Raw genomic sequence first — 19,014 nt, forward strand, 5'->3', positions numbered from 1 at the left:
AATAGTGATCAGATGCTCAAATTATTCCCGTAAGATGCTGTTCATGCATTAAGTAATCTGCGCGTATGAATTCAGTCTTCAATTTCAGGTTGGCACTCATCTTGCTGAATTCCCCTGTGAAGGGAGCTGATGATGAAGACTTTTACCTTGAGTTCGGAAGGCGTCCTGGCGCGCTACGATTACCTTTCGCGCCTGTCGCCTGATCGCTGGGCATGGGAATATGCAAGGCGCAATCCCGACCTCAGACGCGATGCAGAGGCGCGGTCGGACGACGATGTATCTGAAATGAAAGCGCCTTGCGCCGATATTCGTCTCTTGAAGCCCCGCAACCCGCAGCGCCTCGCTCACCGCTGGGGCCTTATGTTCATGCCCGATCCAGACCTTAATGGGTTTGAAGCCGATGCGGTCTGGAACAAGCATGTGTTTCCCGATCAGGTGGAAGTGAACTGCTCACCACGGGCGCCGGGCGAAAGCTGTGATATCTGGGACAGCACGGTTCCAATTTGCCAAATCACCCACATTACCGATTTGCAGGCCCGCGAATTTCTTCTGATCCGCGGCAAGGGCTGCGTCGTGCAGGTGCGCTGCACCGGCGTTTCGATTCTGGGGCTCGAACCTGTTCGGATGAAACTGACCATCTCTGATCTCAAAGCCTATGAGCGCAAACTGAAAGCGCAGAAAGCCGCACTTGCCCTGATCGAGGAAGGCAGCGTGCCCGAGGCGCCGCTCTGGACCAAAACCACGCAAATCCTGCGTGACGGTTTGGTCGCCCTCGATTGTCTTGAGCTTGGCATGTCACGGCGCGAAATCGCCATTGTTCTCAACGGCAAAGCGGCCGTCGATGCCGAGTGGAGCGATGAAACCGGCACCATGCGGGACGCCATCCGCTACATTATCAAAAAGGCGGAGGGGCTGCGGGATGGCGGCTATCTGGTTGAACTTCTCGGCGCACAGCTGGGGTTTAATCAGCGTGCCGCATGAGTGAAGTCTTCACTCATTGCGGGCAAGCTCTCTTAGAACGTCGCTCTTGCAGGTCTGATATGCCCGTCGCCTGAAGTCTCCGCCGCTCTTGAGTCTGGAAGCCGGTAGGATGAGTCCGCACTCGGCACGGACCGCTTCAGCTTCGATGACATCTAATGGTTGGAAAGCTTTTGGGGCCGACGCGCATCCCGCGAGCGAGGCGGCTAAGGTCCCCGTAATGAACAAGTTCCGCAAATTATTCATCGACATACGTAGACTACTTTTGTGAATGATTACTTTTCAGTTTTAGTCAGAAACACTGAGCCGCGCTGGCGGCACCAGGGCGTTTGATTGAATTCGGCACCAGATGACCTTCAGTTTCATCAATGCTCGCGATCCTGGAACGCAAGTAGTCGCAAAGCGTTGAACACGACGATCAAAGTTGAACCTTCGTGAATGAGGACAGCGGGCCCGATCCCGAGACCGAAAAGCGTCGCGGGAATAAGAAAGGCGACGATGCCGAGGCTCGCCCAAAGATTTTGCCGGATAATGCGACTGGTCGCCCGGCTCAATCCGACGGCAAATGGCAGCGTTTCAAGATCATCAGCCATGAGGGCAATGTCAGCGGTCTCAAGCGCAACGTCTGAGCCCGCCGCTCCCATGGCAATACCGACAGTCGCATTAGCCATGGCAGGCGCATCATTGACGCCGTCCCCAACCATAGCGACGCCGCGGCCTTGCTTGAGCGATTTGATCTTGGTGACTTTGTCATCGGGCATGAGATCGCCGAAGGCCTCGTCCAGCCCAACGTCTCGCGCGACAGCATCTGCCACATTCTGATTATCGCCCGAAATCATCATCATGCGGGTCACACCGATGTCGCGCAGCCGCGCTATGACGCTTTTCGCGGCCTCGCGCGGCGTGTCCATCAGACCGATTACGCCCAGATAGCGCTCACCATGGCGCACAATCATCGTTGTGCGGCCATCGGCCGACAGCGAATTGACGCGCTCTGCCAAGTCCTCGGGCACTGGCTTGCCGTCCACCTCATCAAACAAGGCCGATTTGCCGATATGCACAATCTGGCCATCATACATGGCGGAAACACCGCGACCGGTTATGCTTGTAAAATCGGTTGCGCTGTCGGGGATTGATCCGAGGCGCCTTTTCGCATCGCGCACCACGGCCTCGGCCAGCGGATGATCACTCAGCGTTTCAACAGCGGCGCTAACCCTGAGCAAAGTGTCTTCATCGACATCGCCGAAAGGCACAATATCCACTAGGCGCGGCTCGCCCTCCGTCAGTGTGCCTGTTTTGTCAAAGGCGATGGCGTCGAGCCGTCCGAGCGCCTCAAGCGGCGCGCCGCCCTTGATCAACACGCCGCCGCGCGCGGCGCGGGCCACGCCGGAGAGAATGGCGCTTGGGGTTGCAATGGCCAGCGCGCAGGGGCTTGCCGCCACCAATACAGCCATGGCTCGGTAGAAGCTTTCGGAAGCCGTCTCGTCCAAAACAAGGAAGGCCAGCGACGTAACAACCGCCAGAACAATGACGCACGGCACAAATATGCGCTCGAACTTTTTGGTAAAACTCTGGGTCGGTGACTGGCGTGTTTCAGCCTCGCTCACCATGGTGACAACGCGGGCCAGCGTCGTCTCGCCCGACAATTTGGTCACTTCTATATCAAGACTGCCGGACCCATTGATTGACCCCGCGAACACGCGGCTTTCGGCCTTCAGCGCGTCAGGATTAGCAGCTGCCTTTTCGCGGTCAGCCACGGGTCTTTTGTCTACGGGCGCGCTTTCGCCTGTAATGGGCGCCTGATTGACGGCGCTTTGTCCGCTGACCACAAATCCGTCGGCTGGCAAGCGCTCATTGGAACGCACCACAACGACATCGCCGACAACTAACTCGTCAATCGCAATGGTTTCTGTCGTCTCACCCCTACGGACAAGCGCCTCATCCGGAGTGAGATCCGACAAAGCCGAAATCGCATTGCGCGCCCGGGCCATGGCATAGTTTTCAAGGGCATGGCCAATGGCAAACAGGAAGAGAAGAAAAGCACCTTCCGCCCATTCGCCGAGAATGGCGGCGCCCGTAGCAGCCACCAGCATCAGAAAGTCGATCTGAAACTGGCCTTTGAGTATTTTACCCATGGCCTCACGCAGCACGAAATAACCGCCGAAAAAGTAAGCCGCGAGCAGGAAGCCAAATCCGATGGGGTCCGGTAGAAACCCAAGTTTGGGTCCGAGCCAGCCTGCCAGCAGGCAAAGTCCAGCTAGCCCGGCAAAGATGATTTCCGCGCGCGGGCCCACTATACGGCTAATGACATCGCCATGGTCATGACCATGACTGTCAGTGTCATGATCATGATTTGAGTGTTTCGGGGGTGACATAAGCGTCTCCAAAAAAGTGACGCCTTGGCGGATTACACCGCCAAGGCGGAGTGATTTATTCCGCTGGCACAGTTTCGGGGTTGTGCCGTGTTTCCAGTAGCGAATGATGCGAGTCAGGTTTTGGCGAGAACCACCGATGCAATGCCGGCATCACGAGCAGCGTCAGCAGAGTTGAAGAGACAAGCCCGCCTGTGACGACAGTTGCCAGAGGCCGCTGTACTTCGGCGCCGACGCCAGTCGCAAACAGCAAGGGCGCAAGTCCCAAAGCGGTTGTCATCGCCGTCATCAGAACGGGTCTGGCGCGCATCCCAGCCGCATCGATTGCGAGCGCATCCCGGTCCCGCCCGGCGCGGGCGAAATCATCCATGAAGCTCACCAGGACCATCCCGTTGCCAAGTGCGATACCAAACAACGCGATGAAACCAACCGTCGCGGGAACCGAGACAGGCAGGCCTGTAATCCAGAGTGCGAGCGCGCCTCCGGTTAACGCCAGGGGGATGTTCAGCAGTATGAGAATTGCCGATTTAAGCCGTCCGAATGTCAGTAGCAGGATCAGCAATACAATGCCGAGCGTGATTGGTATCACAACTGCGAACCGAGCATTGGCCTGTTGCTGCAATTCAAACTGACCGCCCCAGACAACGCGGTAGCCTGCAGGCAGGTCAAGATTGGCGTCCGTCAGAGCTTGCGCCTCCGTTACAAAAGACCCGATGTCACGGCCCCGCACATTGGATTGGACAGTGATAAAGCGCTCGCCATCCTCTCGCGTGATCTGGCGCGGACCAATCACGGTCTCGATAGTGGCCACGCTTTCCAGCGTGACACGTGCGCCGGTCGGCGATTCCAGCACCAAACGGCGGATGGCTTCGGCTGTATCGCGGCTCTCTTCATGAAACCGCACGACGATCGGGAATTGCCGAACGCCTTCAAACAGAGCGCCGGCTTCTGCGCCGCCGACCGAGGTCCGCAAGGCGTCAAGCGCGTCCTCAACATCGAGACCATACCGCCCGAGGGCCGCGCGATCGACACGCACCACGAGTTGTGGCGCCCCTGTAATCTGGTCAGCCTGAACTTCAGCTGCCCCATCGACCTGTTGCAAGATGGCCTGTAGCTCTTGTGACTTTTTCAACAGGACATCACTGTCCGGCCCGAAAATTTTCACGGCAAGTTCTGCGCGCGTCCCGGTCAAAAGCTCATCAACAGACATCGCGATAGGTTGACCGATATTGACGACAATACCGGGCACACCTTCGAGATTTTCCGATATCGCTGTGCGCAAGTTCTCCGGCGACAAGCCTTTGCGCCACTCCGACCTCGGATTGAGTTCAACAAAAGCTTCCGCACTATTGGTCGGGTCGGCGTGGGCCCCGACCTCACCGCGACCGATTCGGGTCACGATAGACTTGATTTCCGGAAAGGCCGTCAGAAGCCTTTTCTCAACGCGGGTGGTCGTTTCCGCCGCTTCTGTCAAAGAGATAGATGGTGCCATGGTCACGCGGAGTAGAACATCACCTTCTTCAAGCGAAGGAGTAAATTCAGACCCGAGGCGCGATCCGGCCAGTCCGCCCGCTACGAGGAGGATGGCGGCCAGAGCAATCGCCGCCAAACGCTGGCGAACGAAGAATCCGGCGGCTTGGCTGACCGTGCGGGCAATCCATCCCGGACGGTCCTCACGCGGCTTTTTGCTCCGACGCATGACCCCATTTGCGAGCGATGGCGCAATCAGCGCGGCGTAGAACAATGACCCCGTCATGGCGAGCGCCGCGGAGGCTGCCAGAGGCCGGAAGGTTTTACCTTCCACGCCTTGCAGCGAGAAAAGCGGCAGAAAGACGACGATCACCACCGCAACGGCCGCAATTAGCGGCGCTATGACTTCCGCAGCCGAGCGCGCCACAACATCTCTCTGATCGACAGACGGATCGCTTTCCCGGAATCCCCGGTCGACATTTTCTGCGATGACGATAGCCCCATCCACCATCATGCCAATGGCAATGGCCACGCCGCCCAGCGACATGAGGTTGGCACTGATGCCGAGCCATTGCATCGCGATGAAGGCAAAGCCCACGGAAAATGGAATAGAAAGGACAACAACCAGGCTTGGACGCCAGCCGCCCAGAAAGACGAAAACGACCAGTGCGACGAGTAGCGCGCCCTGCCACAGCGCCGTTGTCACCGTGGCGGCAGCTTTGTTGACCAGTGTTCCCTGATCATAATAGGGCACGGCGTTGACGCCTTCCGGCAGGTTTTTGTTGATTTCCTCAAAGCGTGTCTGAACGCGCGCAATCACATCGGACGTATTGGCGCCATAGAGTTTGAGCACCAGTCCCGCGACCACTTCACCTTCGCCATTGGCGGTGGCCAGGCCCTGGCGTACCCCGCCGCCGACAATGATTTCACCGAGGTCGCGTACCCGCACGGGGCGGCCATCATCGACATTGACGACAATTTCCGCAAGATCTTCAACCGATCGCGCCAGTCCGACGCCGCGGACCGTATATTGCTCGGCCCCGATTTCGAGAAATTGTGCGCCTTCGGTCTTGTTGCCGCGCTCAAGGGCGGTCATCACATCACCAATCTGGATGTCGTAAGCCAATAGCGCGTCCGGATCGAGCCTGACCTGATACTGCTTTTCATAACCGCCAAGTGACAGCACTTCGGTGACGCCGGGCACAGTCTGAAGCTGGTATTTGATGATCCAGTCCTGGATTTCGCGCATTTCTACAAGATCGCGCGCGCCGGTCTCATCTTCGAGACGGAAATAGAGAATAATCCCTAGACCTGTTGAAATCGGCCCCATTTGCGGGTCACCAAAGCCATCGGGGATATTGCCGCGCGCTTCGGCGAGGCGTTCACCAACAACCTGGCGCGCAAAATAGACATCCGTGCCGTCTTCAAAATAGATGTTAACGACGGACAGTCCAAAGTTTGAGACCGAGCGCATATGGTCTAGCTTTGGCAAGCCGGACATGGCGGTCTCGATTGGATAGGTCACGTAGCGCTCCACCTCTTCTGGGGCGAGGCCTTCGGTTTCTGTGAAGACCTGAACGAGTGAGGGTGTCACATCGGGAAAGGCGTCAACGGGTAGCGCCTTGAACGCGAATAATCCGCCAAGGGTCATGGCGAGCGCCGCGATGGCGGCGAGCAGCCGCCCTCCGGCGATACGGTGCATTAAATTTATCATATCAAATGTCCTAGTGGCCGTGGCCATCGCCAAAGGCGTCTTTTTCGAGTTGAGCTTTGAGGGTGAAGGCACCGTCTGTCACGACTGCCTCACCCGCCATTAGGCCGGAGCGGATTTCCACAAACCCGCCGGATTTGGTGCCTGTCATCACTGCGCGCGGTGCATAGCCGCCCTCGACAGGGACGAACACGGAAGGTCTGTCTTCAACCAATTGAATGGCTGCTTCCGGTACGCGCAAAACCTGCTCAGATGTGCCAACACTGAGATCGGCCGTGACATACTGACCAGGTCGCAGTGTGCCATCCGGGTTGTCAACGATCACGCGGGCCGTCGCGGTGCGTGACGTTTCGCTGATGACCGGCAAGACAAAGGCAATTGTGGACTGCGCAAGGATTTCACCGCTGTCGGTTTTTAGCGCGACAGGAGCGCCGACGCGAATGCGGGCGATGTCCTGTTTGTAAACGGCAATATCCGCCCAGACGACACTATCGTCGACAAGGGTGAACAGCGGATCAGCGCCGGCATCCCCGGCTGAGACCGTTTCGCCCAGCATGACCGTGCGGCGCACCACCGTTCCGGCAATCGGCGCTGTCAGATAGGCATTGGCATTATCGCCGTCAGCCGCCGTGGAAATGCGCTCCAGTGCGGCATGACTGACACCTGCGGCATGGAGCTCATTTTCAGCCGCGTCACTATCGGCTTTCGCAGCTTCAAATTCCGCCCGCGCGGCTTGCAAATCGGCTTCCGAGGTGATCTTGTCCGCAAACAGTTTTTCCTCGCGGGCCAGCGCCTGACTGGCCAGAGCTTTGCGCGTTTCCGCCGTGAGCCAAGCGGCTTTCAGACCTGCGAGTTCACGGCTCTTGATCAGCGCCAGCGTATCGCCGCGTGCCACGTGATCCCCTTCGCTCGCATAGAGTTTGCCAATTACGCCGCTGACCTTGGGCGAGACATTGGCAACACGATCAGCGTCAAAGCGGATTTCGGCCGGAAGGCTGAGAGATTGCGCAATCGCCCCCTCTGCAACAATTGCTGTTTCAATACCGGCCTCAGTGGCCGCGTCCTGGGTTAGTTTTACAACGTCGCCTTCGGATTCACTATGATCATCATGGCCGTCAGGCTCGCCGTCACTTTCCGCATGATCGTCATGCTCATCATCTTGATCGGTCTCGCCATGGTCATCGTGATCCGCTTTTTCTTCGGCATGATCATCGTGATCATCGTGATCAGCGGTCGCGGCGGAGGTTTCGCTAGCGACCCGATTTGTATCCGGGGTTGCATTGCCGCATCCCGCCAAAATCACGGCCAGAACCATCATGGTCGTTGGCAAAATATGTGTCTGTTTCATTGGAAGTCTCCATTAAACGGGGCGGCACCGATCAGGCTTTTGAGACGCATGAGGTCCGCATTAAGGGTACGCCGCGCGTCAATTACGCTGACGCCTGCCTCGATCAGCCCTTTACGGGTATCGAGCGTTGATGTGAGGTCAAACCGGCCTGCCGCGTAGCCTTCAACAGATGCGTCGTAGGCGGAACGGGCCGCAGGTAGCGCCTCCTGTTCGAGTAGCGTCAGCCGGGCCTCGGCGGCGCGCACCCGCGCGGCGGCGGCCTGTTGCTGCGACCGCAATCTGGCCTCAACGGCGACGGCGCTGATACGTTCGGCATCGGCGCGATAACCCGCTGCGCGAGCGGCGTCGCGGTTACGGTCAAAAAGCGGAATCGGCACGGTGACCCCGACCAGGAGCGCATTGTCGCCGGTCTCTTCAAATTGGCGAACGCCCGCACTAACCGTGACATCAGGAATACCGGCCGCGCGGGCGGCGTCCTGCTCAGCGTCGCGGGCTGTTGCTCCAGCTTTAGCCGCGGCGAGCGCCGGGTGCTCGTCAAGCCCGCGCGTCTTTGAGAGTATTTCACTTTCATCAGACAATATGGCGCGCGGGGGCGCAAAAACCGGCGTTGAGCTTCCCCAAAGCGCGGCGAGTTCATAGCGGCGTTGATCAATTTCAGCGTCTGCGGCAAGTGCGGCGGCTTTGAGTGCAGCCGCATCTGCCTCGGCGCGCGAGCGCTCCGGCGGGGCGGCCGCGCCGGCCTCAACACGTTTCGCAACGGTTTCAGCCAAAGACACGGCGAGATCCGCCGACTCCCGTGCCAGCGCTGCGAGTTCTGTCGCGGCGATCAGGTCATGATAGAGCAGCGCTGCTTCTAGCTCGGTCTCTCTTAATATGACGCGGCATTCAGCGTCGGCGAGCGCTGCCCGCGCCCGCGCGGCACGCTCGCGCTTGGCTCTTTTACCTCCAAGCTGGAATGTCTGCTCAATGGCGAGCGTGGTTTCGGTTTGGTCAAACCCGTTGAGCGGTCCGGTGCCTGAGAAGTTTTCAATTTCCAGTCCGATTGACGGATTAAGACGGCGCCCAGCCTGATCGGCTTCGGCTGCGCTGGCGCGCGTCTCCAGTGCGGCCCGGCGGACATCCGGGGACGCATGACGGATTTGCATGAGCGCCATAGTGAGGGTTAGCGGCGCATCGGGCACGATGGTCGGCGCGCTGCCTGTTGGCCCGTTGCACGGGGCCGCGACCGCTGTGCCTGCAAAGGCAGCCGCGATCAGGACGCAGAGTGCGCCCTGTTTGAATTTTGGCATGGGATATTCTTCCTTGTGATAACCTGAATCGACATCAAACCCACGCGCAAAAGGCGCGGATTCAGAGAGTCAGGTTAGGCACGCGGAGGACGATAAAGACCGTGAGGACCAGCGCGCGGAACGTGCTGGTCTGCGCCGGGGCGAAGCCCCGATGTAGCTGATAAAGCGTAAGAGAAGGTCAGGCTGTTCATACCCACCATATGCAAATGGCATGGCCCGCAGCTATGAGTATGATGTTTGTGGGCCGGACGCTGCTCACTATCATCATTTTCAGTGTCACCGATTTCGGCGGCATGATGCGCTTCAGCGTCTGCGGTCATACAGGCAATCTCTTCAGCGTCCACAGGATGAATATCGGCCGCCGTTGCACCCATACCAAGGGTCACGCTCAACATGAGCGCAAGCCAAAACCTGGCGGTGCATATGACGGTTACAATTTTCATTCGCTCAACGACTATCCAATTTCATTGTCAAAATCATTAAATCTATTCATTTATTTAGTGCGGCTCAGTGTCATGACCCGTCTTTATCGCAATCTCGCTGCATTTAATGCGTTCCCGAATATCGCCCTTGGCATTTCGGGTGACAAATCTATCAGCGTCCAATGTCATAATACTGAGTTCAACAGCGGGTTTTGATTGCCCGCTGGGATCGAGCGGAAAGTCATTATGCGTCATGGCCAGCACGTCGCCGTTGCGGTCCCAACTGCCAATCGCATGGACCGGCCCTTTGGCGCTGAGGAGGACAAGCACGACCCCATCCGATGAAAAATAAGTAATCGGAGCGGTTTCACAGGCGTCACCGTCGGTCCCGCTGGCCCAGGCCCCGAGCGGTTGTAGCGTCTCAGTGAGCGGATCGGCAAAGCTGGCGCAGCTTGCTACGAGCGCTGAGGCGGCCATTGCGAGGCCAACGCGAAGTGAATCGAATTTGATCATGTCGGTTTTATAGCCCCTACAGTGGCTGTAGGGGCAAGCGAATTCTTACATCGACAACTATTAAGCATGGGCCAGATTAATCAGCCGCTATTTTTGTTCAGCATTATCCGTCCGTCGTGGCTTCGTGAGTAACTCAGAGATCAACAGTAAGCCGACACCGCAGACAATCGCGCTATCGGCGAAGTTGAACGCGGGCCAGTGGTAGTTATTGATGTGAAAATCTAAAAAATCGGTCACCGCTCCATGTCGCACGCGATCGACTATGTTTCCGAGTGCTCCACCTGTAATCAGCCCGAGTGCGGTTGCGATCTGGCGATCAGCGGTGCGCCATAACCAATAGAATAAAACCGCGACGATCGATAGAGCGGCTAGAGTAAGGAGCCAGGGAGGCAGGCTGCCTAGAAGACCAAAGCTGATACCATTGTTCTTGAGCCGCACAATGTTGAAGAATGGAAGGACCGTCACACCGTTATCCAGGGCATCAATATTGAGGATAAGTGCTTTAGTGAGTTGATCTATCGCCAGAACGCCCAGACCAATGATGAATCCAATCTTCTGAATGGTCATATTGCGGCTCTGAGGTCGTTGCGTGCATCGCGAATTATTGCCCATGCAGAATGCAGGAATAGCCCGGCGATCCCGACTGCAACCACGAGATCGGGCCAACCGTGACCGAGCCAGGCGACCAAACCTGCTGCCACAATTACGGCCGCGTTCCCGATGGCGTCATTACGTGAAAACAACCAAACCGCGCGGACATTAGCGTCGCCTTTTCGGTGAGGGAGTAGCGGTAAGACGGCGATGACATTTATGACGAGCGCGATGAGCCCGAACATGCCCATCAGGGCAGCGTCAGGTATCGTTTGATTAAGAAGACGCCACACCGTATTCGCGAGTACGCCGAAGCCAAGCAAAGCTAGGAATACGCCTTGAATCATGGCTGAACGAGCGCGCCAGGCAAGACTCCAGCCGATTGCGAGCACGCCGAGGAATGTAATGAGACCATCACCGACAAAATCTAACGCATCAGCTTTTAACGCCTGTGAACCGGCGAAAAAACCCGCGATCATTTCCACAATTCCATAACCAACGTTCAGGAAAATTACGATCCAAAGGGCGCGTAAATACTCCGGATTCTTTTGGGTTTGTGAGGCGGCGGGGCCATCATCGCCTGGCGCAATTCTCTCGAAGCCGTAACCGGTTTTGGCGACGCCAAGTTCGATTTCTGGAAGTTGGGACTCTGAAACCCATAGCGTCATAATATGTGTCGCAGCCGAAACTTTGACGGCTTTTGGGGCGACACCAGCCGATTGAGCCGCCCGTTCGATTTCGGCAGCATCTCGCGCGCAATCCATTCCTGATACCCGGTAACGAAACGGGAGCGAAGTGTCGGAGCCTGCTGTTGGGGAGGTAGATGTTTTGCTCATGACAATGCTCTCAATTGAGAGACTACACGTATGCTTTGTCGTTGTTCCATTCAGTCTCGCCCATCCAAATTTATCGGGAGGTGCTTTCAATAATGGAAGAGAATTACCATCTACAGTCACTGTAGGGTCAAGCGGTTTGCTCAAAAGGTCGAAAGCCGCTCATGCGCATCTGCGATGCATTCGCTATGATCATTGAGCGTTGAAATGATCCGACACGTGTCAACCCGGCCGCCCTCGCAGCACGTAATCATCCGTTTGAGCTCCGCCTCAAGCGCTTCAAGCTGCGTCAGGCGTTTGCGCACATCTGCAAGCTGTTCACGGGCTATCGCGTCCACGGCCGTGCAATCCTGATCCGGCTGAGTTTGCAGATCAATCATTTCACGAACGGCCTCCATCGGAAAACCAAGATCACGGGCATGCCGTATGAACGACAAACGCTGCACGGCCTCATCGCCATATAGCCGTTGGCCGCTCGAACTTCGGTCCGGCTCGCCCATCAAATCAATCGATTCATAATAGCGTATGGTTGTCACTTTCACGCCCGCCGCTTTCGATAAACGACCAATGGTCATCTGCGTCATTCCGGGCTCCAAAGAAAAGTCTTGCCTCTATAGTCGCTGTAGACTGTAGGGTTTCTTCGAGAATCGTCAATGGGGAATAGGATTAGAAGATGTCGGGTTGCTGTGAGGACAAAACATTTGATGGGGTTTCGCCTGCTTATAAGCGGGCTCTGATGGCCGTCATCGCCATCAATGCGGTCATGTTCTTTGTTTGAAATGACGGCGGGGATAATGTCGGGCTCTCAGGCCCTCAAAGCCGACGCACTCGACTTCGCAGGCGATACGGCGACCTACGCGCTCAGCCTCTTCGTTATCGGGGCGAGCCTGAGGACGCGGGCGCTTGCATCGCTGATCAAAGGCGCCTCGCTCGCAGCGATCGCGATCGCCGTCCTCGGCATGACCGTGTTGAGGGTCATGAACGGCGCGCCGCCGGAAGCCGCAACCATGGGAGTGGTCGGCTTTCTGGCACTGTCCGCCAATGTCGCGAGCGTGCTGATACTGCTGCGCTGGCGCGACGGCGACAGCAATGTGCGTTCGGTCTGGCTCTGCTCGCGCAATGACGCCATCGGCAATGTCGGCGTGATCGTCGCTGGCGGGGTTGTCGCGCTGACCGGAACGGCCTGGCCGGACCTGCTTGTCGCCGCCCTTCTGGCGGGCCTGTTCCTGAAATCGGCGAGCGCCATCACGCTGCAGGCCCTGCGGGAACTGAACACAACCGGCGCGTCGCATGCGACTCCGGTCGAATCGTCCTCATGAGCCTGCGCATTCCACCTCTTGTTCAGGTCCTGATCTGCGGTGCGATCGGCTGGGGACTGTCCTCTGTCACGCCTTTTCTGGCGTTCGAAGGCGTGTGGCGTTCTGCGGCGGCGTTGCTTTTCATCGCTGCTGGCATGGCCATTCTGGCGCTCGCGCTCGGCGCATTCATCCGCGCCCGCACAACCGTCAATCCGCTCGCCCCTGAAGAGGCTGCCACGCTGGTCACCACAGGGCTTTACCGCATCAGCCGCAATCCGATGTATTTGGCCATGGCGGCCATTCTGACAGGCGGCGCGTTTCTGATGGGCAATTTGTCCGCTTTCGTAGCTCCAATTCTCTTTGTCTGGCTGATGACTGAGTTTCAGATCAAACCGGAAGAGCGCGCGCTGCAGGCGAGATTCGGTGAAGCGTTTGACGCCTACCGTATCCGCACGCGGCGCTGGATTTAGGAGGCGCGCCTGTGTTCAATACACCCCTATGGATGGAATGGCTGGCGTTCGGATTGTCAGTGTCCGGAGCGGCAGCGATCTTTTCGCTGTGTGCGGTATCGCTGTTCCGACGCGATTTTCAGTTTTTTCCGCCTCCGGAAAAACGGAGCTGGCAATACCGGACGTTCTGGGCCTTTTTTCGTTTGTTTCTATACCCGCTTGTTGCGCTCTCCATCCTCGTTTTTGAGCCGGCGGAGGATGCGGGGGCCATGGCCCGGCAAGGTGTCGGCGGCGTGCTGGCGGTCACGGGTATTGGCCTTGCCTTCTGGATCTCAATCCAGATGGGCTGGCGCAATGCCTTCGGCGAAGCGCGGGGGCTGGTGACAGATGGCTGGTTTCGTTTCAGCCGGAACCCGATCTATGTCGTGACCTGGCTTGGTCTGCTGGGCTGGGCGATCATCTTGAACGATTTGCGCGTAACGTTTCTGCTGTCTTTATGGGCAGCGATGTACTGGCTCGCTCCGAGGATAGAAGAGCCCTGGCTGGAACGCCAGTATGGGGATGAGTATTGCGCCTATAAGCAGCGAACGCGGCGTTTTTTCTAAGGGCGGTGTTCGGCTGTTCGACCAAGGAAAGGGCGCCCCGGCCTTCGCCGGCCGGGCTGGCGTGAACCAGGCCATCGCTGCGCGCCGTCCCGGCCCTTCGGGCTTTCATCCCTGGCGCAGTTTTTAAGCAGTGTTGTGAAGGATTCGGTCGGCGCTGGCGCGCCGGCATGTTTGCTTCTTTTTTCCCTCTCAGGCGGGGGCGGAGGCGCGCATGCCAGATGGCGGCGCTCCCGGAAGGGGGGCGGCGTCTTGAAGATCGTCTATGTGCCTGCGGCCTCCTACCTGACCCCTTCCGCTCACGCCTGACGCCATCTGGCCAGCGGCCTCTCACCGCCCCCGCCTTGCGGGAAAAAAGCGGGGGTCAGAGGAGGCAGAGATGGCGCAGCGCCGCAGACAACGAAACACGCGGAAAGACCTTTATTCAGAGGTCACGGATAACATCATCGCGGAACTGGAACAGGGGCGCGCGCCTTGGGTGCAGCCTTGGGGCGGGGTGGAGGGGGCTACTCCGCTTGGCTTGCCCGAGAATGGCGCGACGGGCAGGCGCTATTCCGGAATCAATATTCTGCTTTTATGGGGCGCGGCGATTGAGCAAAGCCGTTCCTGTCAGACATGGCTGACCTTCAAACAGGCGCTGTCACTTGGCGGGTGTGTTCGCAAAGGCGAGCGCGGCACGACGGTTGTTTATGCCGACCGCTTCACCCCGAAAGCCGAACGGGAACGTGTGCGCGAGACGGGCGAGTCGCCGGGCACGGTGCCGTTTCTCAAACGCTATACCGTGTTCAATGCAGACCAGTGCGACGGCCTGCCCGAAGACCTGACCGCCAACGCGCCCGACTTGCCGGAGCGCGAGATTATCCCCCGCGCCGAAGCGCTGATTACAGCGACGGGCGCGGATTTCAGGATTGGCGGCGACCGCGCCTATTATGTTCCGTCCAGGGATTTCATTCAGGTTCCGCCGCAGCCTGCTTTCTTTGACCAGATCAATTATTACCGCACCTGCTTTCATGAGCTTGGCCACTGGACCGGGCACCCGAAACGCCTCGCCCGCGACCTGAAAGGCGCATTCGGCACCAAAGATTACGCCCGCGAGGAACTGGTGGCGGAACTCGCCAGTGCGTTCATCTGCGCGGACCAGTCCATCGCCCCGACCGTGCGGCATACGGATTACATCGGTTCTTGGCTGGAAGTATTGCGCGAGGACAAGCGCGCCATTTTTCGCGCCGCGTCGCTCGCTTCCAAGGCGGCTGATTACATTCTCGCTTATGCCGCGCCGGACCCCTGCAGCGCTGCCGCAGCGATGGAAGCGGCGCCATGGTGAGGCAGATAAACAAAAGGTCCGGGGGACATTTTGTCTGCCGAACGAATCCGCCCTTTCGCATCAGCCGACTCGACGCGGCGCTTGCATCGCTTGACGCCGAAGACATTGGCGCATGGGCCGTGCTGGTCTGCGGCTGTTTCCACATTTTCGAGAGCGAGGGGGCGGCGCATCGCGCCTACCGCCTCTGGCTTGAAAACCGCCCTGTGCGCTGACGCACGGGGCATCCCACCAACTGCACATCATGAAGGAGGCAACGCCATGCAGTTAAAACATATCCCTATCACCGACATGAAAGTGTCCCGGCTCAATATGCGCCACGGGCGCAAAGCGCCCGACATTTCCGACATCTATCCGTCGATAAAGTCGCGCGGCGTCTTGCAGACCATGCTGGTCCGCAAGGAAGGTAGCAAGTATGGCGTTGTCGCCGGACGCCGCCGTTTCTTCGCCCTCAAACGCCTCGCCAAGGAGACAGGCAAGGCGCAGAAAGCGCCCTGTCTCGTTATGCAATCCGGCGATGACATTGCCGCGCTGGAAGCGACCCTTGTCGAGAACACCACCCACCTTCCAGCCGACGAGTTTCTGCAATATGACGTCTTCGCCCGGCTTGCTTCAAAAGGCGAGACCGTCACGGTGATTGCAGAGCGCTTCGGCGTCACCGAACTCATGGTGCGCCGGGTGCTGGCGCTGACGGCGCTCACCGATGATATCAAGGCGCTCTACAGGGCCGAAATCATCGACAAGCGGACGCTTTACGCCCTGACGCTCGCCACAAAAGAGCAGCAGGAAGACTGGCTGACCCTGTTGAACGCGGAAGACGAATACGCCCCGCGCGGCGAGCAGTTGAAAGACTGGCTCACAGGCGGCGGCCGCATCACCACCGACAAGGCGCTGTTCGATTTGGAAGCCTATGACGGGACCGTGCTGACCGACCTGTTCGGCGAGACTGCCATTTTCGGGGACGCTGACCTGTTCTGGACTTGCCAGAATGAGGCCATCGCCGACATGGCCGAACGCTACCGGAATGAGGGCTGGGCCGAAACCGTCGTGCTGGAACGGGGCGCGCACTTCCTGACATGGGAGCATGGCAAGCGCAGCCGGAAAGACGGCGGCAAGGTCTATATCGAGACCCGCCATGACGGCTCTGTCACGGCCCATGAAGGCTATCTGCCATCAAAGGACATCGAGAAAATCGAGCGTATCCTTGGCCGGGGCGGCGATGGCGAGAACGGCAAGCCCGCCCCAAAACCGGAAATGTCCGGTCCCTTGGCGGAATATGTCGCGCTGCACCGTCACGCCGCCGTCAGGGCGAGTCTGTGCGATGCGCCCGGCGTCGCGCTGCGCCTCGCCGTCGCCCATCTTGTCACCCGCTCGGATAACTGGCGGCTGGACGTTGAGCAGCAGCGCACACGGAAGGAAGCGACCGCGGAAAGCCTCGCGGCTTCGGCAGGGGAAGTGAAGTTCGCCGCGCACCGCGCCAAGGCCAAGGCGCTGATTGGGCAGGATGACCAAGACGGTTCGCTGGTGGCGGAGAATGCTTTTCCCGCCGACCCTTGCGAGACCTTCGCCCGGCTTCTGGCGCTCAGTGATGAAGAGGTGCTGCATGTTCTCGCCGTCGCAATGGGCGAAACCCTGCAGGCAGGTTCGCCCGCCGTCGAAGCCGCCGCACATGTGACGGACACGGATTTTGCCGCGCTGTGGTCGCCCGATGAGGCGTTCTTTTACTTGCTGCGCGACAAGCGCGTCATCAATGAAGTGGTCGCTGAAATCGCCTCGCCATCCACGGCCCGGTCTGTCCTGACCGATACCGGAAAGGCGCAGAAATCCGTCATCCGCAACCGCATCGCCGGGCATGGATGCGACCCCGACCCGGACTGGCGGCCCCGCTGGATGCGGCAGTCGCCATCCTCTTATCTTGACGGCGCGCCATGCCCGCCCGCCGAAGCGTGGGAGGCCGTCAGGGGTCTGTTCGAGGACAGCGAGGACAGGGCTTCGCTCGAAACCCCGGAAGCAAAGACAGCCATCGCCGCCTGACACGCCTCCCGTAAGCGGCATGGTTCGGGACCGTCCGGCAGTTTTGCCGGGCGGTCTTTTCCTGTTGGTGGCGCGGAAGCAAGCTCGCGAAACGACATGGGTGGTTTCCTTACCAACTGCCCTGTTTGTTCCTGACATATTGGCGTGCCTGCCAGTTGCAAACACCTCTGGCATTGCACGAAGGACGCCCCGAGCGGCCCCGTTTCCTTGCCTGACCTGGACGACCGCCTGCGGGCCATGAAACCGCCCATCGCCAGAAATTTCCTCTGCTGTTCGGTCTGAAGAAGACCGAACGCGCATTCACCGCGAATCAAATTTCCGCCACCGGGCGGTGCTCCGCTTTGCTGCGCCCGCTTCGCGGTTCAGACCTGCCGCCCGCCGTCCCTTTAGGTCAGCGTCAACGGAGCCATCGGGGCGCCCGCGACACGAAGCCAAAAGGAGATATGAAAATGGCTAACGCACTTGGATATGTCAGCGAAACAGACACAGGCTTTGAAGGCGCACTTGCCATGATGAGCCTCAACACGCCGATCCGCATCATCAAAAATGACGAAAAGACCGCCGACAAACAGCCCGATTTCAGGGTCTATGCCGGAGAGAAAGGCTCCGATATTGGCGGCGGCTGGGTCCGCACCGCGAAGTCTTCGGGCCGCGAATATGTCTCGCTCACCCTCGCAGACCCGATGATCGGCCCGCGCAAAATCTATGCGAACCTCGCCCCGGTCAAGGATAAGGATGGCCGCCACGTCATCCTCTGGAACCCGCAGGGCTAGACGCCGAAACACCAACCATAACGCCGCCCCGGAGGCTTTCTCCGGGGCGGTTTTTTTATGCTTTTTCCTTGGTTAAAACGTCGGGGGAAAATTCATGTGATCCATTTTCCCTCTGCAAAATCCCGCAATCTCCGCCAATCCTTTCGTCTCAAAAGTGATGAAAGGACACTGTGTACAATGACGAAAAACAGACGAAATGATCGCCGAAACGATGGCTGGCCGGAGCTTTTGAGTGTCGAGGAAGCGGCAGAATTTCTGAGGCTGAAACGCTCAACGCTTGACCATTATCGCTGCGAGGGACGCGGGCCGATTTACCGCAAACATGGCGCGCGGGTCTTCTATCCGAAACCCGATCTCATCCGCTGGTCAGAGCGCAATTCCTATGCGTCCACATCCGAACGCCTGCAGAAGCCGGAATGAAAAAGCGCACGCTTTGGATGACAGGATTTAGCGCCGGTCTTGTCTTTTTCGGTCTGGTTCTCGACCCCGCAGATCGCTTGATCTGGAACCGGACCGCGAGCGCACCGACAGGGCTTTACTGGCTGAGCGACGCGCCCTTCACCCCTGGCCGATGGGTCGTCGTCTCCAGCCAGAGCGTGCAAGCGAACTGGGCGCAGGAGCATGAATTTGTTGGCGAAGACTGGCCGTTATTGAAACAGATTGCCGGGGGTCCCGGCGATGAAATCTGCCGGACCGGACGCGACATTCTGATCAATGATGAAGTTGTGGCGGAAGCGCTGATTGTCGATTCCAGTGGCCGAAACCTGCCTGTGTGGGATGGCTGTGTCCGGCTTGAAAGCGATGAGCTTTTCCTGCTGACGCCGCATCCGGCGTCGCTTGATGGCCGGTATTTCGGTCCCGTAAAACAAACAGACCTGGATGGCGTCGCCATCCCCGTTTTCGTGGCCCGGGACAGACAGGGCGCAAGCGGATGCAAAGCGATACATGCGGATGCAAGGGAATCAGAAGCGAACCCGGTAGTGCTGTCGTAACCCCGCCCGCCCCCTGCC

Annotated in this window: 17 protein-coding genes and 1 pseudogene; 9 read left to right on the top strand and 9 right to left on the bottom strand. The window is 58.6% G+C overall.

Annotated features, from left to right (window positions below; genetic code table 11):
* Window positions 1–132: 132 nt before the first annotated feature.
* A complete protein-coding gene (locus HY36_RS05345) occupies window positions 133–981 on the top strand; it encodes a DNA -binding domain-containing protein (protein WP_158534022.1) in 849 nt (282 codons plus the stop codon).
* 362 nt (window positions 982–1,343) lie between these two features.
* Here HY36_RS05345 and HY36_RS05355 read toward each other — a convergent pair whose 3' ends face one another.
* The 9 genes from HY36_RS05355 to HY36_RS05395 form a co-directional block, all read right to left on the bottom strand.
* A complete protein-coding gene (locus HY36_RS05355; protein ID WP_035549561.1) occupies window positions 1,344–3,353 on the bottom strand; it encodes a heavy metal translocating P-type ATPase in 2,010 nt (669 codons plus the stop codon).
* A gap of 55 nt (window positions 3,354–3,408) precedes the next feature.
* Complete coding sequence (locus tag HY36_RS05360) at window positions 3,409–6,534, bottom strand: efflux RND transporter permease subunit (RefSeq protein ID WP_034827860.1); 3,126 nt, start codon at window positions 6,532–6,534, stop codon at window positions 3,409–3,411.
* 10 nt (window positions 6,535–6,544) lie between these two features.
* Window positions 6,545–7,879, bottom strand: a complete 1,335-nt coding sequence (locus HY36_RS05365; protein ID WP_034827838.1) for an efflux RND transporter periplasmic adaptor subunit — start codon at window positions 7,877–7,879, stop codon at window positions 6,545–6,547.
* Window positions 7,876–9,168 (bottom strand): TolC family protein, encoded by a 1,293-nt coding sequence (locus HY36_RS05370; protein ID WP_034827840.1) that lies wholly within the window; start codon window positions 9,166–9,168, stop codon window positions 7,876–7,878. Before HY36_RS05370 ends, HY36_RS05365 begins: the two co-directional genes overlap by 4 nt.
* Window positions 9,169–9,242: 74 nt before the next feature.
* Window positions 9,243–9,611, bottom strand: coding sequence for a hypothetical protein (locus tag HY36_RS05375; RefSeq protein ID WP_035549565.1), 369 nt, complete (start codon window positions 9,609–9,611; stop codon window positions 9,243–9,245).
* Window positions 9,612–9,665: 54 nt separating this feature from the next.
* Entirely contained in the window at window positions 9,666–10,103 is a 438-nt protein-coding gene (locus HY36_RS05380) for a hypothetical protein (RefSeq protein ID WP_034827842.1), read from the bottom strand.
* 87 nt (window positions 10,104–10,190) lie between these two features.
* A complete protein-coding gene (gene lspA / locus HY36_RS05385) occupies window positions 10,191–10,670 on the bottom strand; it encodes a signal peptidase II (protein ID WP_051594959.1) in 480 nt (159 codons plus the stop codon).
* Window positions 10,667–11,458, bottom strand: a complete 792-nt coding sequence (locus HY36_RS05390) for a cation transporter (protein WP_112061941.1) — start codon at window positions 11,456–11,458, stop codon at window positions 10,667–10,669. The genes lspA and HY36_RS05390 overlap by 4 nt, the downstream gene beginning before the upstream one ends.
* Before the next feature lie 212 nt (window positions 11,459–11,670).
* Window positions 11,671–12,111 carry a MerR family transcriptional regulator gene (locus tag HY36_RS05395; protein ID WP_051594960.1) on the bottom strand — a complete coding sequence of 147 codons (441 nt, stop codon included), beginning with the start codon at window positions 12,109–12,111 and terminating at the stop codon, window positions 11,671–11,673.
* Between the two features lie 89 nt (window positions 12,112–12,200).
* On the opposite strand from HY36_RS05395, the pseudogene HY36_RS05400 reads away from it, so the two are divergent.
* From HY36_RS05400 to HY36_RS05440, 8 genes and pseudogenes are all read left to right on the top strand, one after another.
* Window positions 12,201–12,846 (top strand): annotated as a pseudogene (locus tag HY36_RS05400) (cation transporter).
* Window positions 12,843–13,295, top strand: a complete 453-nt coding sequence (locus tag HY36_RS05405) for a methyltransferase family protein (RefSeq protein WP_034827847.1) — start codon at window positions 12,843–12,845, stop codon at window positions 13,293–13,295. Before HY36_RS05400 ends, HY36_RS05405 begins: the two are co-directional and overlap by 4 nt.
* A 32-nt stretch (window positions 13,296–13,327) precedes the next feature.
* Entirely contained in the window at window positions 13,328–13,879 is a 552-nt protein-coding gene (locus tag HY36_RS17675) for a methyltransferase family protein (protein ID WP_051602528.1), read from the top strand.
* A 376-nt stretch (window positions 13,880–14,255) separates the two neighbouring features.
* Window positions 14,256–15,200: an ArdC family protein gene (locus tag HY36_RS05415; RefSeq protein WP_051602529.1), complete on the top strand. Its 945-nt coding sequence runs from the start codon at window positions 14,256–14,258 to the stop codon at window positions 15,198–15,200.
* Between the two features lie 258 nt (window positions 15,201–15,458).
* A complete protein-coding gene (locus HY36_RS05425; RefSeq protein ID WP_035549568.1) occupies window positions 15,459–17,231 on the top strand; it encodes a ParB/RepB/Spo0J family partition protein in 1,773 nt (590 codons plus the stop codon).
* Window positions 17,232–17,680: 449 nt separating this feature from the next.
* Window positions 17,681–18,004, top strand: a complete 324-nt coding sequence (locus HY36_RS05430; protein ID WP_035549592.1) for a DUF736 domain-containing protein — start codon at window positions 17,681–17,683, stop codon at window positions 18,002–18,004.
* Window positions 18,005–18,181: 177 nt separating this feature from the next.
* Entirely contained in the window at window positions 18,182–18,424 is a 243-nt protein-coding gene (locus HY36_RS05435) for a helix-turn-helix domain-containing protein (protein ID WP_051602531.1), read from the top strand.
* Between the two features lie 17 nt (window positions 18,425–18,441).
* Window positions 18,442–18,996 carry a S26 family signal peptidase gene (locus HY36_RS05440; protein ID WP_158531521.1) on the top strand — a complete coding sequence of 185 codons (555 nt, stop codon included), beginning with the start codon at window positions 18,442–18,444 and terminating at the stop codon, window positions 18,994–18,996.
* Window positions 18,997–19,014: the final 18 nt, after the last annotated feature.

It is taken from the genome of Hyphomonas atlantica corrig. (genome assembly GCF_000682715.1).
Lineage (GTDB): Bacteria > Pseudomonadota > Alphaproteobacteria > Caulobacterales > Hyphomonadaceae > Hyphomonas > Hyphomonas atlantica.

Excerpts from the sequence above, each read along its gene's own strand:
- HY36_RS05345 (WP_158534022.1), top strand. The coding sequence starts at position 133 with ATGAAGACTTTTACCTTGAGTTCGGAAGGCGTCCTGGCGCGCTACGAT.
- HY36_RS05355 (WP_035549561.1), bottom strand. The coding sequence starts at position 3,353 with ATGTCACCCCCGAAACACTCAAATCATGATCATGACACTGACAGTCAT.
- HY36_RS05360 (WP_034827860.1), bottom strand. The coding sequence starts at position 6,534 with ATGATAAATTTAATGCACCGTATCGCCGGAGGGCGGCTGCTCGCCGCC.
- HY36_RS05365 (WP_034827838.1), bottom strand. The coding sequence starts at position 7,879 with ATGAAACAGACACATATTTTGCCAACGACCATGATGGTTCTGGCCGTG.
- HY36_RS05370 (WP_034827840.1), bottom strand. The coding sequence starts at position 9,168 with ATGCCAAAATTCAAACAGGGCGCACTCTGCGTCCTGATCGCGGCTGCC.
- HY36_RS05375 (WP_035549565.1), bottom strand. The coding sequence starts at position 9,611 with ATGAAAATTGTAACCGTCATATGCACCGCCAGGTTTTGGCTTGCGCTC.
- HY36_RS05380 (WP_034827842.1), bottom strand. The coding sequence starts at position 10,103 with ATGATCAAATTCGATTCACTTCGCGTTGGCCTCGCAATGGCCGCCTCA.
- lspA (WP_051594959.1), bottom strand. The coding sequence starts at position 10,670 with ATGACCATTCAGAAGATTGGATTCATCATTGGTCTGGGCGTTCTGGCG.
- HY36_RS05390 (WP_112061941.1), bottom strand. The coding sequence starts at position 11,458 with ATGGATTGCGCGCGAGATGCTGCCGAAATCGAACGGGCGGCTCAATCG.
- HY36_RS05395 (WP_051594960.1), bottom strand. The coding sequence starts at position 12,111 with ATGACGCAGATGACCATTGGTCGTTTATCGAAAGCGGCGGGCGTGAAA.
- HY36_RS05405 (WP_034827847.1), top strand. The coding sequence starts at position 12,843 with ATGAGCCTGCGCATTCCACCTCTTGTTCAGGTCCTGATCTGCGGTGCG.
- HY36_RS17675 (WP_051602528.1), top strand. The coding sequence starts at position 13,328 with ATGGAATGGCTGGCGTTCGGATTGTCAGTGTCCGGAGCGGCAGCGATC.
- HY36_RS05415 (WP_051602529.1), top strand. The coding sequence starts at position 14,256 with ATGGCGCAGCGCCGCAGACAACGAAACACGCGGAAAGACCTTTATTCA.
- HY36_RS05425 (WP_035549568.1), top strand. The coding sequence starts at position 15,459 with ATGCAGTTAAAACATATCCCTATCACCGACATGAAAGTGTCCCGGCTC.
- HY36_RS05430 (WP_035549592.1), top strand. The coding sequence starts at position 17,681 with ATGGCTAACGCACTTGGATATGTCAGCGAAACAGACACAGGCTTTGAA.
- HY36_RS05435 (WP_051602531.1), top strand. The coding sequence starts at position 18,182 with ATGACGAAAAACAGACGAAATGATCGCCGAAACGATGGCTGGCCGGAG.
- HY36_RS05440 (WP_158531521.1), top strand. The coding sequence starts at position 18,442 with ATGACAGGATTTAGCGCCGGTCTTGTCTTTTTCGGTCTGGTTCTCGAC.